Origin of the sequence: Mesorhizobium sp. CA4 (assembly GCF_020165075.1) — a bacterium.
Classification (GTDB): Bacteria; Pseudomonadota; Alphaproteobacteria; order Rhizobiales; family Rhizobiaceae; genus Mesorhizobium.
Genome location: NZ_JAIUHK010000024.1, coordinates 78,465 through 93,240, shown reverse-complemented (window position 1 = coordinate 93,240; position 14,776 = coordinate 78,465). Strand labels below are relative to the sequence as shown.

At 63.6% G+C, this 14,776-nt stretch carries 14 protein-coding genes and 1 pseudogene; 6 read left to right on the top strand and 9 right to left on the bottom strand.

The features are described from left to right. The first annotated feature begins 311 nt into the window (after positions 1-311). A complete protein-coding gene (locus LB528_RS19935; protein WP_224509093.1) occupies positions 312-1,511 on the top strand; it encodes an AI-2E family transporter in 1,200 nt (399 codons plus the stop codon). Here LB528_RS19935 and LB528_RS19930 read toward each other — a convergent pair. From LB528_RS19930 to LB528_RS19915, 4 genes are all read right to left on the bottom strand, one after another. After that, a complete protein-coding gene (locus tag LB528_RS19930; RefSeq protein WP_224509096.1) occupies positions 1,499-2,395 on the bottom strand; it encodes a DMT family transporter in 897 nt (298 codons plus the stop codon). The genes LB528_RS19935 and LB528_RS19930 overlap by 13 nt on opposite strands. Positions 2,396-2,516: 121 nt before the next feature. After that, the gene (locus tag LB528_RS19925) at positions 2,517-3,281 is read right to left on the bottom strand and encodes an arginyltransferase (protein WP_224509099.1); all 765 of its coding nucleotides are present in this window, start codon (positions 3,279-3,281) and stop codon (positions 2,517-2,519) included. A 148-nt stretch (positions 3,282-3,429) separates the two neighbouring features. After that, complete coding sequence (locus tag LB528_RS19920; RefSeq protein ID WP_224716026.1) at positions 3,430-3,900, bottom strand: RDD family protein; 471 nt, start codon at positions 3,898-3,900, stop codon at positions 3,430-3,432. A gap of 102 nt (positions 3,901-4,002) precedes the next feature. Then, complete coding sequence (locus LB528_RS19915) at positions 4,003-4,686, bottom strand: methyltransferase family protein (protein ID WP_224716025.1); 684 nt, start codon at positions 4,684-4,686, stop codon at positions 4,003-4,005. Between the two features lie 175 nt (positions 4,687-4,861). Here LB528_RS19915 and LB528_RS19910 point away from each other — a divergent pair. After that, a pseudogene (locus LB528_RS19910) lies at positions 4,862-6,180 on the top strand (NAD(P)(+) transhydrogenase (Si-specific)). A gap of 128 nt (positions 6,181-6,308) precedes the next feature. Here the strand turns inward: LB528_RS19910 and LB528_RS19905 are convergent. Beyond that, positions 6,309-6,974: an alpha/beta hydrolase gene (locus LB528_RS19905; protein WP_224509105.1), complete on the bottom strand. Its 666-nt coding sequence runs from the start codon at positions 6,972-6,974 to the stop codon at positions 6,309-6,311. Between the two features lie 197 nt (positions 6,975-7,171). Between LB528_RS19905 and LB528_RS19900 the strand changes: the two genes are divergently transcribed. Continuing rightward, positions 7,172-8,389 carry an OpgC family protein gene (locus tag LB528_RS19900; RefSeq protein ID WP_224716024.1) on the top strand — a complete coding sequence of 406 codons (1,218 nt, stop codon included), beginning with the start codon at positions 7,172-7,174 and terminating at the stop codon, positions 8,387-8,389. Between the two features lie 55 nt (positions 8,390-8,444). On the opposite strand, the gene LB528_RS19895 is transcribed toward LB528_RS19900, so the two are convergent. Then, positions 8,445-9,524: a LacI family DNA-binding transcriptional regulator gene (locus LB528_RS19895; protein ID WP_224509111.1), complete on the bottom strand. Its 1,080-nt coding sequence runs from the start codon at positions 9,522-9,524 to the stop codon at positions 8,445-8,447. A gap of 374 nt (positions 9,525-9,898) precedes the next feature. Here LB528_RS19895 and LB528_RS30265 point away from each other — a divergent pair, with 374 nt between their 5' ends. Then, positions 9,899-10,030: a hypothetical protein gene (locus tag LB528_RS30265; protein WP_263487383.1), complete on the top strand. Its 132-nt coding sequence runs from the start codon at positions 9,899-9,901 to the stop codon at positions 10,028-10,030. A gap of 19 nt (positions 10,031-10,049) precedes the next feature. Here LB528_RS30265 and LB528_RS19890 read toward each other — a convergent pair whose 3' ends face one another. Together LB528_RS19890 and LB528_RS19885 are read right to left on the bottom strand one after the other, a co-directional pair. After that, on the bottom strand, positions 10,050-10,424 hold the full coding sequence (locus LB528_RS19890) for a DUF423 domain-containing protein (protein WP_224716023.1): 375 nt from the start codon (positions 10,422-10,424) through the stop codon (positions 10,050-10,052). Positions 10,425-10,461: 37 nt separating this feature from the next. Beyond that, the gene (locus LB528_RS19885) at positions 10,462-11,709 is read right to left on the bottom strand and encodes an MFS transporter (RefSeq protein WP_224716022.1); all 1,248 of its coding nucleotides are present in this window, start codon (positions 11,707-11,709) and stop codon (positions 10,462-10,464) included. A gap of 115 nt (positions 11,710-11,824) precedes the next feature. Here LB528_RS19885 and LB528_RS19880 point away from each other — a divergent pair, with 115 nt between their 5' ends. Then, entirely contained in the window at positions 11,825-12,490 is a 666-nt protein-coding gene (locus tag LB528_RS19880; protein ID WP_224509123.1) for a GntR family transcriptional regulator, read from the top strand. A 114-nt stretch (positions 12,491-12,604) separates the two neighbouring features. Next, complete coding sequence (locus tag LB528_RS19875) at positions 12,605-13,576, top strand: glycosyl transferase family 90 (protein WP_224716021.1); 972 nt, start codon at positions 12,605-12,607, stop codon at positions 13,574-13,576. A 5-nt stretch (positions 13,577-13,581) separates the two neighbouring features. Here the strand turns inward: LB528_RS19875 and LB528_RS19870 are convergent, their stop codons facing one another. Beyond that, complete coding sequence (locus LB528_RS19870; protein ID WP_224716020.1) at positions 13,582-14,625, bottom strand: aldo/keto reductase; 1,044 nt, start codon at positions 14,623-14,625, stop codon at positions 13,582-13,584. Positions 14,626-14,776 lie beyond the last annotated feature (151 nt).

Sequence of the window (14,776 nt, the reverse complement as noted above, 5' to 3'; positions counted from 1 at the left end):
CGTTGGCGCGAGCCACCTCGAAAGCGCAAATTTCAAGCCATGCCAAAGCTATCTTAGCGCATATGCCCCTTGAGGGGAGATGGCCGCGAAGCGGCCAGAGGGGGGCGTCTCACACAGATCGCCGACGCAGTCTTGTCGCACAACGCGCTGGCGCTCCACGCGTTTAGCACCCCCTCTGTCGCCTTCGGCGACATCTCCCCCTCAAGGGACCCTCAAGGGGGGAGACGCCCAATCATTTGGACTATCGTCACGATTGCTGCACTATGATGGTGCATAAGATCCATGAACCATCGGCAGGGAGAAACACCGGATTGAAGCGGGCTGAAATCCAGAAGCCGGGGCAGCGCCTGTTCGGCCTGTCGACGCCGCTGAGGGCAGCCGTCATCCCGCCGCTGTCGGCGGCGCGCTGGCTCCTGGTGCTGATCGTCGCTGCCGGCGTCTATTTCTTCCACGGCTTCCTGTTCCCGGTGCTGGCGGCGCTCGTCATCGCTTTTGCCAGCTGGCCGCTCTACCGCCGGCTGCTCGTTGGCGTCGGCGGCAACCGCACGGTCGGCGCGACCTTGGCGATCCTTTTCATCCTCACCTTCCTGGTGGTGCCGATCGCGCTTGCCGGCACCTATGCCATCAATGAGCTGCGCGAGTGGGTCACCTGGGCGATCGAGACCAATCGCCACGGTGCGGTGACACCGGGTTGGATCGCCGCCATACCGGTGGTCGGCCAGTGGCTGAACGAGCAGTGGACGGTCTATCTCGGCCACCCCGGCGGCATCGGCGAGTTGATCCAGCTGATCAGCGGCTCCAACATCGGCAGCATCTATCGCGGCGCCCTGGCCGCCGGCGGCAGCGCGTTCAGCCTAATGCTGACGCTTCTGTTCATGATGATCGCGCTGTTCTTCGCCTATCGCGACGGCGAAGCTTTCGCGGCCCAGATCGATCGCCTCGGCGAACGCATCCTGCCGGCGCGCTGGGAGCGTATCTCGCGCGTCGTGCCGGCAACCATTTCCTCGACCGTGACGGGCATGACCATCATCGCCATCGGCGAGGGCCTGGTGCTCGGCATCGCCTATTGGCTGGCCGGCGTGCCTTCGCCAGTGACGCTCGGCGCGCTCACCGGCATCATGGCGCTGATCCCCGGCGGTGCGCCGCTCTCCTTTACCCTGGTGTCGATCTACCTCGCCGCCAGCGGCAAGCTTTTCGCTGGCGCGGCGCTCTTCATCTGGGGCGCGGTCGAACTCTTCATCGTCGACAAGACCTTGCGGCCCAAGCTCGTCGGCGGCCCGATCAAGCTGCCGTTCCTGCCGACCTTTTTCGGCCTGATCGGCGGCGTCAAGACGATGGGTTTCCTCGGCTTGTTCATCGGCCCGGTGTTGATGGCGCTGCTCGTCGCCATCTGGCGCGAATGGCTGCGCGAGGTCGAGATCATGGACGAGCTTCCGCCTGTCGCCGACGAGGCCGGCGGGCCGCCGCAGATCGAAGCGGCGGCCGAGTCGAGGAAAGTTCAGGCCGGGTGAACCACGGCAAGCGCAGCACGTCGCTTGCGGCCCTCATGCAATTGCCACAGTGAATGCGCGACCAGCGTTACGATCATGATGCCGCCGCCGATCAGGCTGTTGCGTGACGGTGTCTCGGCGAAGATCATCCACACCCAGACCGGCGCCAGGATCGTTTCCAGCAGATAAAACATCGCGACTTCCGCGCCCGAGATATATTTCGGTCCGTTGGCGAGGCAGAAGAACGCGATCGGCATGACGACGCCGCCGTTCAGGATGATCCACCACGGCGCCGCCACATGGAAGCCGGTCCTGGAAACCATGAACGCCGCCACCCCGAAAGGCAGGATTACCCCGATCAGCGCGGTAAAGCCCATGTCCTTGTCGCTGGCACGCGAGATGGTGATGGCGCAGGCAATCAGGAAGGCGGAGCACAAAGCCATCAGGTCGCCGAACAAATACCCGGTGCCGACGGAATCTCCGACGATGATGGCGACGCCGACGATCATCAGCGCCATTGCGGCAAGGGTCAGCGGCCGCGGCCGCTCCTTCAGGAACAGCCACGACAGCAGCGCCGCGAAGACGGTGTTGAAGCCAAGGATGAAGACCAGATCGGCTGTCGATGTATGGTAGACAGCTGTCATGAAGGCGACCGCGCCGAGCCCGTAGATCACGGCCACGATCAGCCCCGACCAGCCGGGTATGAGTTGCGGCGCATCCTTGCTGTATGAGCGCCAGACGGCCCACATGATCAGCGCCGCCGCCAAGGTGCAGCTGGTGCGCAGCAAAAGGATGGTCCAAGCTTCGCCGTCCGCGAGCCGGATCAGCGGGATATCGATACTCAGTACCAAGCCCCCGATGGCGGTGATCAGGAGGCCTTTCTGGTGATCGGTGTGGGAAGTCATAACCGTCTCGAAATAAAGCGGGAGCAAGCGCTGGCGCGTTTGCACGTCTCTCGCGCGAGGGCGTGCAAGACCAGCGTCTTCTCCCTTGAAACACTATAAGGGCGGTTCGGGAAAACTTGTCTTAGCGACTGACCGCTTCGTGGTCGTAGCGTTCCCAGCCTTTCGGGCCGAGATGCTCCTGCGGCATGAAACGCATCTTATAGTTCATCTTGCGCGAGCCGTTGACCCAGTAGCCGAGATAGACGTGGGGCAGGCCCATCGCCTTGGCGCGGGCGATGTGGTCGAGGATCATGAAAGTGCCGAGAGAGCGGTCCTCAAAGTCGGGATTGAAATAGGAATAAACCATCGACAAGCCATCGGCCATCTTGTCGGTGAGCGCGACAGCTATCAGTTCGCCATGGCCCTTGCCGGTGATGAACGTGTCGGGGCCGCGCCGCCGGTATTCGATGATCTTGGTGTCGACATGCGTGTCTTCCACCATCATCGCATAGTCGAGCACGGTCATGTCGGACATGCCGCCGCGGCGATGGCGGGCATCGAGATAGGCGCGGAAGAGCGAGTATTGCTCGGTCGAAGGCTGCGCGTCATGCATGGCGCCGACGAGGTCGGCATTGTGCTGGACGACGCGACGCATGTTGCGGCTGGGGCTGAATTCCTGTGCCAGGATGCGGACCGACACGCAGGCGCGGCACGATTCACAGGCCGGGCGGTAAGCGATGTTCTGCGAGCGCCGGAAGCCGCCTTGCGTCAGCAGATCGTTCATCTCCGGCGCCTTGTCGCCAACAAGGTGCGTGAACACCTTGCGCTCGAACTGTCCCTCCAGATAGGGGCACGGTGACGGCGCGGTCAGGAAGAACTGCGGCGACTGGGTCGGATGCTGCGTCATCTAATCTTGGAAACGCTCCTGCGAATCGCCCTACCTTTGGCCCGGCCGACGAAAAATTCAACAGGATTGTGCTGACGCGACGGCCTCGACCTGTTCATATTTACGCGCAGGCGGCGCGGCGGTTCGATGAACGCGGCCCTGGACACCGTCAGATATCGGTGCGGGTGACCACGGTGCCGAGCAGCAAATCGTGCATCGTGCGCTTGCGGTCGGAGAACAGCGTGACCAGGAGCACCAGCGGCGTCAGGATGACGTTGCCGGCCCAGAACAGCACCGAGTGAACCACGGCCGTCATGCCGTCGATGCGGCTGCCGTCGAGTTTCTCCAGGCGGATGCCCATGATCTTCATGCCGGTCGTCGCCTGGTCGCGGCTGCCCAGCGTGTTCCAGATGTAGAGGATGGCGACCATCGGCACCAGCACCGAAAACAGCGCCCAGCCGAGGCCGAAGGTCAACAGCCCGAGAATGGCGACCAGGATGGCGAAGGGAATGGTCAGCAGCGCGACGAAGAAATAGTCGAGCAGAAAGGCAAAGATGCGCCTTGTCCGCACCCCGCGATAGGCGCGGGTGTCCTCGAACCTCGTCGTGATGATCTCTCCGTCCAATACGCGTGCGTTCATGTCGTTCCTCGATCGCGGCACTCGTATGTGCCTTCCGCCTTCTCAGATGGTGAGAATGGCCCGGAATTCAAGGAACATGCCGGCCAACGAACGGGCGCGATGTCAGAAGATGCCGGGGCAGAGCCTGTAGCGGACTCGCCCGAGATAGTCGCGATACTCTTCGGTCAGCGCCAGAATGCGCTCCTCCCGCAGGATGCGATGGATCTGGAACAGGGTGATGATCGCATAGACGGTGAAATTGTAGAGCGAGAAGCTCGAAAGCAGGAAAAGGATGTGCCCCGCCAGATAGCCGGCATAGATCGGGTGCCGCACGAAGCGGTAGGCGCCGCCGGTGACGACGCCGCGATTGGCCGGCAGGATAGCGAAGGACCGCCCGAGCGACATCTTGCCCCAGATCACCAGCCACAGCGCCAGGAATTGCAGCGGCGCCGCGATATAGAGCGGGATGATGGCGATGCCGTCCTGGAGCGATACGAAACCCGAGCCGAAACCGGCCGTCAGCGAGATGAACACCGTGAAAGGGCTCCAGTCGCGGACAATCGGTCGGCGCGCCAGCAGCAGCCAGGTAAAGGTCAGCACGTCGGAGATCATGAGCAGGAGGATGTTCAGCCGGCCCGGATCGATGACCATATGGTACGCGCCGCGATAGACGAAGACCGCGGCGACGGCCAGCGCGATGAAACGGAACAGGCCCTCGCGCAGATCGGTGAGGGTCTCGCTGCTTCGCAGCCCGGACCAAAACCCCGTTTCTGTCCTGATAAGGGACTCACTTTTGTAAATCGCCAACTCTGTTACCCCAAGTGATCCCTCGCTGGCACCATTGCACGTAAGCCTTGCTGTCCAGTTAAGGTTTCGCATGCATTCGGTTGCATTGCGGATTCGTCCGTCGGGGAATGGTGTTGGCTGTTGAACATGACATTCTTCCCGGTCTAGCTTGCTGCGGCGCACAAAGGGACGGTTCATGGACTACGACATGCTGGTCATTGGCAGCGGCCCTTCGGGCCGCCGCGCCGCGGTGCAATCGGCCAAGCTCGGCAAGTCGGTGCTGGTGGTCGACAGGGGCCGGTGCCTGGGCGGCGTCTCCGTGCATACCGGCACCATCCCGTCGAAGACGCTGCGCGAGACGGTGCTCAACCTCTCGGGCTGGCGCGAACGCGGCTTCTACGGGCGCGGCTACCGGGTCAAGCAGGACATTTCGATCTCGGATCTGGTCGACCGGTTGCACAAGACGCTCGACCATGAGGTCGAGGTGCTGCAGCATCAGTTCATGCGCAACACGGTGAAGAGCGCGCGCGCCGCAGTGAAGTTCCTTACGCCGAACAAGGCCAGCCTGACCGCCGAGAATGGCGACTACAGCGAGGTCGGCTTCGCCAATGCGCTGATCGCCGTCGGCACCAGGCCGCACCGGCCGGCCGACGTGCCCTTCGACAGGAAGCGGGTCTTCGACAGCGACGAGATGCTGGAGCTCCATCATCTGCCGCGCACGCTGACGGTGATCGGTGCCGGCGTCATCGGCGTCGAATACGCCACCATCTTTTCCGCGCTCGACGTCCCGGTGACACTGGTCGAGCCACGCAACACCATCCTCGACTTCATCGATCGCGAGATCGTCGACGACTTCATCCATCAGATGCGCGACCGCGGCATGACCATCCGGCTGGGCAGCACGGTGAGGGAGGTCGCCTCGAAACCCGACCACGCCGAGGTGACGCTGGCGGATGGCCGCACCATCCGATCCGAGATGGTGCTCTACGCCGCCGGCCGCACCGGCAACGTCGCCAGCCTCGGCCTCGACATGGTCGGCATCGAGGCCGACGCCCGCGGCCGCATCAAGGTCGACCCGCACACCTTTCAGACCAGCGTGCCGAACATCTACGCGTCCGGCGACGTCATTGGCTTCCCGAGCCTTGCCTCGACGTCGATGGAGCAGGGCCGGGTGGCGGCCTGCCATGCCTTCGGCGTCAAACTGCCGCCACCGCGGTGCGCGAAAGCGGCGCCGCCTATGAGGTCGGCCTTGCGCGTTTTCGCGAGACCTCGCGCGGTCACATCATGGGCGTCTCAAGCGGCTTCCTGAAGCTGTTGTTCTCGGTCGAGACGCGCCGCCTGCTCGGCGCCCATATCGTCGGCGAGGGCACCGAACTCATCCATATCGGCCAGGCGGTGATCAATCTCGGCGGCACGGTCGACTTCTTCGTCAACAACACCTTCAACTACCCGACATTGGCCGAGGCTTACAAGATCGCCGGTCTGGACGCCTGGAACCGGATGGGGCAGGGGTGAGGGCTTTCCCCTGGCGGCCGATCGAGCACTCGTTCCTCGACGCGTGCCCGGACGATGCTCCTGAACCCGTATTGCGAGCGGGGTCGACCTTTTTGATTGCCGCACCGAAGCCCGCCTGGCCGGCCAGATCAGGCGGCCGCTACGGGCGCTGCCAGCCATTGCCGCACGATCGCGGCGTCCGCATCGCCGAATTCATGGCCCGAGGAGACGATGCGCGCGTCGACCTCGGCGTGGCGCTCGCTGAACAGCGTCACCAATGCGGGCGCGAACGGGCCATAGGTCTGGTCGGCGGCGCCGGCGACGATCAAGACACGTGTTCCGCCGAGGTCGGTCATCGGCGGTTTGTCGAGCACCGGCATCGCCCGCAACAGCGCCGCTTGGCTGACCAGTCCGGGGTGGAGCAGCATCAGACTGGAGGCGACATTGGCGCCGTTGGAATAGCCGAGGAAAGTCGCGCGCTGCAGGTCGAGCCCCTGCACCTCCGCGACGTCCGTCACGAATTGGGCATAGGCTGATGTCTCGGCACGGATGGAGACCTGCTCGAAGCTGGTCGGCGTGATTCGCTCGAACCAGCGAAATCCTTCCTCTTGGCGGATGCGGCCGCGCGCTGCCACAATAACCGCGTGCGGCGCGATCTGCCTCGCGAGCGGTAGCATCGTCGTCTCGTCGACACCTGACCCATGCAGCACGAACAGGCACTCGCCGCTTGCGTTTGCCGGCCTCAGCAGACGGTAGGGGAAGGTGAGATCCCGGCGCAGGATGCTGTTTTCGTCGTTATATTCGGAAGCGCTCATATCCACTTGATTCCATGAGAGATTTGTTGATTTGCCGGCTTCAAAACGGATTGTTTTCGCGCTCCGCGAAAGTTGATTGAACCGGGCGCATTTCAGTCCGTTTCTGCGGCGATACACTCCCACGGGAGGAATCGAAGCGGTGCGCCCCGGGGGTCGCATTGCTGGCTATGAACAACCAGCTTTGAGGCCTTTTGTCGATGACCACCCCTGTTCCTAACGACCGCGATAAGCGGGTCGGAGAGCGCGATACGCGTATCAACGATCGTGACACACGTATCGACGTGCTGCGCGCGCTCGCGCTGCTCACCATTTTCATCGACCACGTTCCCGGCACGGTCTTCGAGGACTGGACCTACAAGAATTTCGGCTTCTCCGATGCGGCCGAAGCCTTCGTGCTGATCTCCGGCATCTCGGTGGCGCTGGCTTACGGCACGAAGTTCAAGCCGGGCGGCCGGTTGCTCGCGACGCTGAAGATGTGGCGGCGCGCCGGTGTGCTCTACATCTCCCACATCGTCATCACGATGGTGGTGATCGCGCTGTTTTGCGCCGCCGCGCTGTTCGTGCACCGGCCGGAAATGCTGACGATGATCAACATCGAGCCGTTGATGCGCAACACGCCGCAGGCGCTGGTCGGCATCGTCATGCTTGGCCACCAGCTCGGCTACAACAACATCCTGCCGGTCTATGCGGCGCTGCTTCTGGCGGCGCCTGCGTTCGTGCTGTTCGTCAGCTATCGGCCGATGCCGGCGCTGATCGTGTCCGGCCTGCTCTGGCTCGCCGCCGGCATTTGGCAGATCGCGCCACCGAACTATCCGGAGCCCGGCCTCTGGTTTCTCAACCCGCTGTCCTGGCAGTTCCTGTTCAACATCGGCCTTGCCGCCATGCTGCATGTGAAGCGCGGCGGGCGGATCCCGGTCAATCCGTGGCTGCTTGGCGCCGCCGGCATCTATGTGGTCGGCGCGGCGATCTGGGTGCACAGTCCGCTCTGGGGTCAGATCACCTGGTTCAACCTGCCGGTGGTGATCGGCGGCTTCGACAAGACCTTCCTGTCACTGCCGCGGCTCTTGCACATTCTGTCGGTCAGCTATCTGATCGTGGCGCTGCCGACGGTTTCCAACCTGTTCCGAGTCCGGCCCGACAACCCCCTGGCGATCCTGGGCAAGCGCTCGCTGCCTGTGTTCGTCGCCGGCACGCTGCTGGCCATGGCGGCGCAGGTGCTGAAGCTGATCAATCCGGGAGGCCTGGCCTACGATACGCTGCTGATCGCAGCCGGCATCGCCATGCAGCTCGCGCTCGCGCTCTATCTCGAATGGCTTGCCGGCCTCGGCCCGTCCCGCGCCAAGCGGGTACGCGAGGAGCCCGGGCGTGCGCCGTTCGGCGCGCACCCAGTGCCGGTGAGGATAGGCGGTTACTGACGCGGCCCAGGTAAAGCGCCCCCGGTGGACTTCCGTGCAGATCGCCTGAGCGTGCTCAGGCTTTCGGAGCGGGACCGGTCGAGCCTCTGACGACGAATTCGACCCCCATCGTCTCGCGCCGCACGGCGCCGTCATGATCGAGGATCATGCGCGCGGCGCGCCGGCCGATCTCGGTGATCGGCTGGGCGATCGTCGTCAGTGGCGGCGTGGACAGCGCGCCGTCCGGCACGCCGTCGAAACCGACAATGGAAACATCGCCGGGCACGGCCAAGCCCCTTGCTCTCAGCCAGTCGATGGCGATCAGGGCCATGCGGTCCGACATCGCCAGGATGGCGGTAGGCGGTTGGCCGCTGGCGAAGATCGCCTCGAGACCGGCCCTGGTGCTTTTTTCCTCGTTCTCCGTCTCATAGACCGGGATTTTCGCCGTATCGATACCGAAACCGGAAAGCTCCTCGAAATAGCCGGCAAGGCGATCGCGCGTGCCGGTATAAACGGCGCTGCGAACCACCTCCGGCGTCACGAAGCCGGTGCGATTGTCGGCAAAGCCAAGCGACAGCACGGCAAAGCGGCGATGACCGAGCTCGGCGAGGTGGCGCGCCGCGAGCCGCGCGCCGGCGACATTGTCGACGCCGATTGCCGACACGGTTTCGTCCTGGAAACCGAGTTCCAGCGCGACAAAGGGCAACCTGCGCTCGCGTGTCAGGTCGACAAGACGCGAGCCGCCTTCGATGCAGAACAGAATGAAACCGTCGACAAGCGCGCTCTGGACGTTCCAGGCGAGCTTTTCCTGATTGGCGGCAGACACCAGCGCGATGCCCGCGCCGGTGGCGTCACAGGCTTCGGAAATGCCGGCCATCATCACGCGGGCGAAGGGATCGTCGAAGAAGTAGGAGAGGGGCTCGGTGGTGGCGACGCCGATGGCGTTGACCTTGCCCGCGCGCAGCAGCCGGCCTTTCGGGTCCGGGCCGGCATAGCCCATCTGCTCCGCGACCGCCTTGACCCGCTCGCGCACTTCGGCGCGCACGATCTCGGGGCGGCTGAAAACGTTCGAGGCCGTACCATGCGACACGCCGGCGGCCTTGGCGATGTCGGCCAGCCTGATGGGTCTTGCCTGGCCTTCGAGGAGTGATGCCATCTCGTTCCTCCGAATCCGGTCACGGAAAGAACATGACCGCTGAATTGTTGCCGGTCATCTAACATTTTTGTTGGATCGATTCAAATTCCGCTTGACGTCGCGCGATTGAGGCCTATGATTTGAATCGATCCAAGTCATCCGCTTTTGATGGAGCGGTTCCAACGGGAGGCTTTCGTGCATCCGGTGAGTTATTTGTTCGAGGACTTTACCACAACGACTGGAGCATCGCCTCGGCTGCCGTCAGCGAGAAGCGGCGCGGTAGAGTGGGTCCCTGGCGTCGCGAGCCACGCTTCCTCGTGGAGCGCAAGCGCGGCTGAACCGCAGCCATTTTTGCATCCATGCATTGGATCGATTCAACTTGAGGAGAAGCAGTCATGCATCCGATTGGTCATCTGTTTCAGGACATCTACCGCAACTATTGGGGCATCACGCGCGGAACCGAGCAGCCCGAGCGGCGCCGCGCCAACCACCTGCCTGCGAGCAAGCGCAAGCGGCGCGCCGGTTAAAAACGGTCGCCGGAAATACCTACGGTCGAGGACGCCGCAGCGCCGAGACGGCGATCGCTACCCAGCCGACGATCAAAAGTGTGCCGCCGATCGGCGCCGACATCGGGAACAGCCGCGAGCCGAGAAAGTCGCGGGCCAGCAGATCGCCGCAGAACAGAAGCAGGCCCGCGAACAGGACGAGGCTGGCGATCCTGAGGCAGCGGTTGCCGCCGACAAGGCCGATGGCAAGGAGTGCCGGCGCATGCATCAGCAGGAAATTGGCCGCCGTGCCGGTGAAGGCGCCGCCGCGATGCGCCGCCGTCGCCGACAGCGCCACGCCGGCCGCGCCGACGAGGCCCGCTGCCAGCACGAGGATGCGGCTCCCGCCGTCTGATGCTTGCCCGGTAAGGCTCATCTGGATGCTCCATGCTGCGGTTAGGTGGAGGCGCCGGCTAGGATTCGCCGGCTTCGAGCAGCATATGCCGCGCCCGGCGCGACTGGACAATCCAGTTGTAGACCGCGCCGAGCGCCATCAGCACCGCTGTGCCCAGAAACACCGCGCGCATGCCGAAATGCCCGCCGACGAAGCCGCCGGATAGCGGCCCCGCGACCTGGCCGACATATTGCGCCGAAATCGCCAGGCCAAGCACATTGCCACCGATCCCGTCGGGGATGTTGTGGCGGATGACGCTGGTGATGCAGGGCAACAGCCCGCCCAGCGCCAGGCCCATCAGGAAGCGCAGGCCGATCAACTGCCAGCCATTGGTGACGAAGGCCTGCGGAATGAGCAGCAATGCCGAGACCGCCAGCGCACCGACCACGACGTTCCAGTGGCCGACGCGGTCGGCGAGTTTCCCCAGCCAGGATGACGACAGGATGGTGCCGAGCGCCGCCGCGGACATGACGACGCCTGCGACCATGGTCACCTTGCTCTGGTCCTCGACGAGCTGCTGCACATAGACGGTGATGATCGGCTCGATCGACATGGTGGCGAAGGCGAGCAGCATGCCGGTGGCCAGCATGGCGACGATAGGCCGCTTGTCGGGGATCTGCGACCAGCCGCTTTTCGGCTTCGTCGTCGAGGCGGGCTTGGGCGCCGGCGGATTCTCCTTGATCAGGAAAGTCGTCGCCAGGAACGCCAGGAAGATGACGCCGCCGGAAAGCAGGAAGGTCGCGCGAATGCCGATCAGCGGCGGCAACAGGCCGCCGAGCAGCGGTCCGACCAGCGATCCCGCCGTGATGCCCGCCGCCAGCACGCCCAGCGCCCAGCCAGAGCGCTCCTTCGGCGTCTGCATCGCCACCAGGATCGTCGAGCCCGAGGAATAGCCGCCGGCAAAACCGATTAGCAGCCGAAGCAGCACCAGCTGCCAGACGCTCTCAACCATGCCGGTCAGCGACATGCACATCGCCATGCCGAACGAAGCGCGCACCAGCATCAGCTTGCGGCCGTAGCGATCGCCAAGCCGCCCCCACAAGGGCGCGACCAGCGCGGCCGCGAAGAAGGTCGCGCCATAGGCGATGCCAGACCACTGCACGATCGCCGCGTGGCCCTCGGCGCCGAGCTGCTCGACGTAAAGCGGCAGGAACGGCAGCAGCAGCGTCATGGCGACGAGCGTGCTGAACGAGCCGGCGAAGCAGACGGCGAGATTGCGCCGCCAATGGATGTTGAAGCCGCTCTGTTCGGATTCGCTGGGCGTCATGTCACGCGTGCCAATGCTGGGGTTGTTACGGATACCAATTTGGGATACCAAGCTGGTATCCGTCATGGACCTGACACTTGCCGCTGTCAACACGGCTTGGAAAACGGGACGACAAATGTCGCAGATGCAAAATGTCGAAAGGCAGCTTCGCGAGATGATCCTCAGTTTGGAGATCGGCCCGGGCGAGCGGCTGACCGAGCGCTGGATCGAGAGTCGGTTTGGCGCTTCGCGCACGCCGGTGCGGGCGGCGCTGCTGCGCCTGGAGACGGAAGGCCTGATCGCCCGCGACGGCCGCGGCTGGACGGTAGCGCCAATCAACCTCGCCGAACTCGGGCAGATCGCCGTCTACCGCGAGGCGGTCGAAGTCGCGGCGGTTCGCCTGACGGCGGCGCTCGAGGACCGCAGCGGGATCGACGTGATCGCGGCGATGCTCGATTCCTGCGATGCTGAGACGCCGCGCGAGGAATGGCATCGCGTCGGCCTGGATTTCCACATCGAATTGGCGAGGCTTTCCGGCAACGAGTTTCTGCTCAGGGCCGTTCGCGATGCGATGACGAGACTGTCACGCGCGCGCTGGCTGGAGGTGCGCGATGAGAAGGCGCTCGACCGCGCCTGGGCCGAGCACCACGCTATCCTCGCCGCGGTCCGGCGCGGCGATGCCGAGGAAGCGGCGCGGCTGCTTGCCGCTCACATCGCCGGCAGTCGCGACCGGCTGGTCACCTCGTTGCATGACGACCGGCGTGGATTGCGCGCCAGAGGATTCGCCGTCGTCGCGGCGTAAGTTGTCCTGTGGCCAATCGCATTAGCAGGCTTGCAACATGGCCGGGAGAATGCTGTAGGAGACGAGGGGGATGAAGGCCGACTACATTGACCATCTTGCTGAACTCCCGGACACATGGCCACACTCTCTCGAACCGCCGCAAAGCTGTTCTACTACGCGCGCAATTTCGCGCGTGACCGCGCACCGCAATCGCTGTTTCGCGGCCGTCTGGCCAGCCGGCTCGAGCAAGCTAGGCTTTCAGGCAACACGGTTCGCGAGCGACTGAACTATTACAACAAGCTGGAAGAGCCGTTCGTGCCCAGTCCGGACGCCATAGCCATCGGCAAGCTGCCGACCTCTTCCAGCATGTATTATTACGACCTCAAGGAATTCGCCCGCTATTTCGATCCCAGCCTGCTGATCGATTTCGAGTTCGGCGACGTCGTCGGCGTTCCCGAGCTCCCGAGGATCGTCAAGGACCGGCCCATCGGCGACGACAATGCCAACGGCGTGCTGATGAAGCTGAATAAGTTTCGTCACTTTTACATGCCGCCCGACGAGCTGTCTTTTGCCGACAAGAGCCCAATGGTGGTCTGGCGCGGTCATCTCAACAATCCGCTTCGCACCCGCTTCGTGGAAAAGGCCGCCAACCTGCCGATTTGCAATGCGGGTTCCCACAGGGCTGACGCGCCCGACGGATACCGCAAGCCGTACCTGAACATCGAGCAGCAGCGGTGCTATCGCTACATCGTCTCGCTGGAGGGCAATGATGTCGCGACGAACCTGAAATGGATCATGAGCTCCAATTCGCTCTGCCTGATGCCGGAACCGACCTACGAAACCTGGTTTGCGGAAGCCCAGGTCGAGCCCAACGTTCACTATGTGCCGCTGCAGCCGGATTTCTCTGACCTGGTCGACAAGGTAGCCTATTTCGAAAAACACCCCGCCGAGGCCGGGCGGATAACCGCCGCCGCCAACGACTATTGCCGCAAATTCGGCAATGAGCAGGACGAGCAGGCGATCTCGCTGCTCGTCCTCTATAAATATTTCGTGCTGAGCGGGCAGATTAAGCCCGACGCGGAAGTCTGGCGCTTTATCGCCGGCTGAGCGTTTTAAGCATGAGAGCGGTCGAGCACCTTGTCGGCGGGCCCGAAACGGTCCCTGGCCGTGAACTGCTGATGCCAATAGGGATAAAGCACCGGCGGCCGGCTGACCTCATCGAGGCGCTGTCGCTCCTCTTCGCTGAGCGACAGGCTGGCCGCGGCGAGATTGTCCTTGAGCTGTGCCTCGTTCCGGGCGCCGATCACCAGCGCGCTTACAGCCGGACGGCCGAGCAGCCAGGCAAGCGCCACCTGCGCCCCTGAGACGCCGCGTGCCTTGCCGATGTCGGAGAGCACGTCGACGATGCGCCATAGACGATCCTCGTCGCGGATCGGCGGTTCCGTCCAGCCGCCGATCTGGCGCGCGGTCGGGCTGTCGCGATGGTATTTGCCGGAGAGCAGTCCGCCCGCCAGCGGGCTCCAGACCAGCACGCCGACGCCTTGGTCGACCGAGATCGGCAGCAATTCGTATTCGGCTTCACGCGCTTCCAACGTGTAGTGGATCTGCTGGGTGACGAACCGGGTCTGATGGCGGTTGTCGCTGACAGCAAGCGCCTTCATCACCTGCCAGCCCGACCAGTTGGAGCAGCCGATGTAACGGATCTTGCCCTGGTTGACCAAGGTGTCGAGCGCCGCGATCGTCTCCTCGACCGGGGTGAGCCCGTCCCATTGATGGACGAAATAGACGTCGATGACATCGGTCCTGAGCCGTTTCAGGCTTTTTTCGCATTCGCGGATGAGATGGTGACGCGACAGGCCCTCGTCATTCGGGCCGCTGCCTATGCGCATGCGCGCCTTGGACGCGATCAGCACATCGTTCTTGCGCTTGCCGCCAAGCGCCTCGCCGATGATCTCTTCCGACAATCCATTGGAATAGACGTTTGCGGTGTCGATGAGGTTGATGCCGGCATCGATGCAGGTGTCGATGATGCGCCTGGCCTCCGCGAGGTCGGAATTGCCGACGGCGGCGAACGGACCGGCGCCGCCGAAGGTCATGGTGCCAAGCGTCAATGTCGAGACTTTCAAGCCGGATTGGCCGAGCGTGCGGTATTCCATGTCGGTCCTCGCAATTTGTTTGAAGAAGCGCCGTGGCGAGCGCCGGAAAGAGGCAAGGGGATTTGTAGGACAATTCCCGCCGCTTGTCGCCCCGCTATCGATACGGGTCGATCACATATCTGCTATATCGACTTCGCTGCCGGTCGATTGC

What these genes read in the sequence shown, in the direction of transcription:
- LB528_RS19920 (WP_224716026.1), bottom strand. Translation starts at nt 3,900, where the DNA reads ATGAACGCACGCGTATTGGACGGAGAGATCATCACGACGAGGTTCGAG.
- LB528_RS19890 (WP_224716023.1), bottom strand. Translation starts at nt 10,424, where the DNA reads ATGAGCCTTACCGGGCAAGCATCAGACGGCGGGAGCCGCATCCTCGTG.
- LB528_RS19930 (WP_224509096.1), bottom strand. Translation starts at nt 2,395, where the DNA reads ATGACTTCCCACACCGATCACCAGAAAGGCCTCCTGATCACCGCCATC.
- LB528_RS19875 (WP_224716021.1), top strand. Translation starts at nt 12,605, where the DNA reads ATGGCCACACTCTCTCGAACCGCCGCAAAGCTGTTCTACTACGCGCGC.
- LB528_RS19880 (WP_224509123.1), top strand. Translation starts at nt 11,825, where the DNA reads ATGTCGCAGATGCAAAATGTCGAAAGGCAGCTTCGCGAGATGATCCTC.
- LB528_RS19900 (WP_224716024.1), top strand. Translation starts at nt 7,172, where the DNA reads ATGACCACCCCTGTTCCTAACGACCGCGATAAGCGGGTCGGAGAGCGC.
- LB528_RS30265 (WP_263487383.1), top strand. Translation starts at nt 9,899, where the DNA reads ATGCATCCGATTGGTCATCTGTTTCAGGACATCTACCGCAACTATTGG.
- LB528_RS19870 (WP_224716020.1), bottom strand. Translation starts at nt 14,625, where the DNA reads ATGGAATACCGCACGCTCGGCCAATCCGGCTTGAAAGTCTCGACATTG.
- LB528_RS19895 (WP_224509111.1), bottom strand. Translation starts at nt 9,524, where the DNA reads ATGGCATCACTCCTCGAAGGCCAGGCAAGACCCATCAGGCTGGCCGAC.
- LB528_RS19925 (WP_224509099.1), bottom strand. Translation starts at nt 3,281, where the DNA reads ATGACGCAGCATCCGACCCAGTCGCCGCAGTTCTTCCTGACCGCGCCG.
- LB528_RS19905 (WP_224509105.1), bottom strand. Translation starts at nt 6,974, where the DNA reads ATGAGCGCTTCCGAATATAACGACGAAAACAGCATCCTGCGCCGGGAT.
- LB528_RS19885 (WP_224716022.1), bottom strand. Translation starts at nt 11,709, where the DNA reads ATGACGCCCAGCGAATCCGAACAGAGCGGCTTCAACATCCATTGGCGG.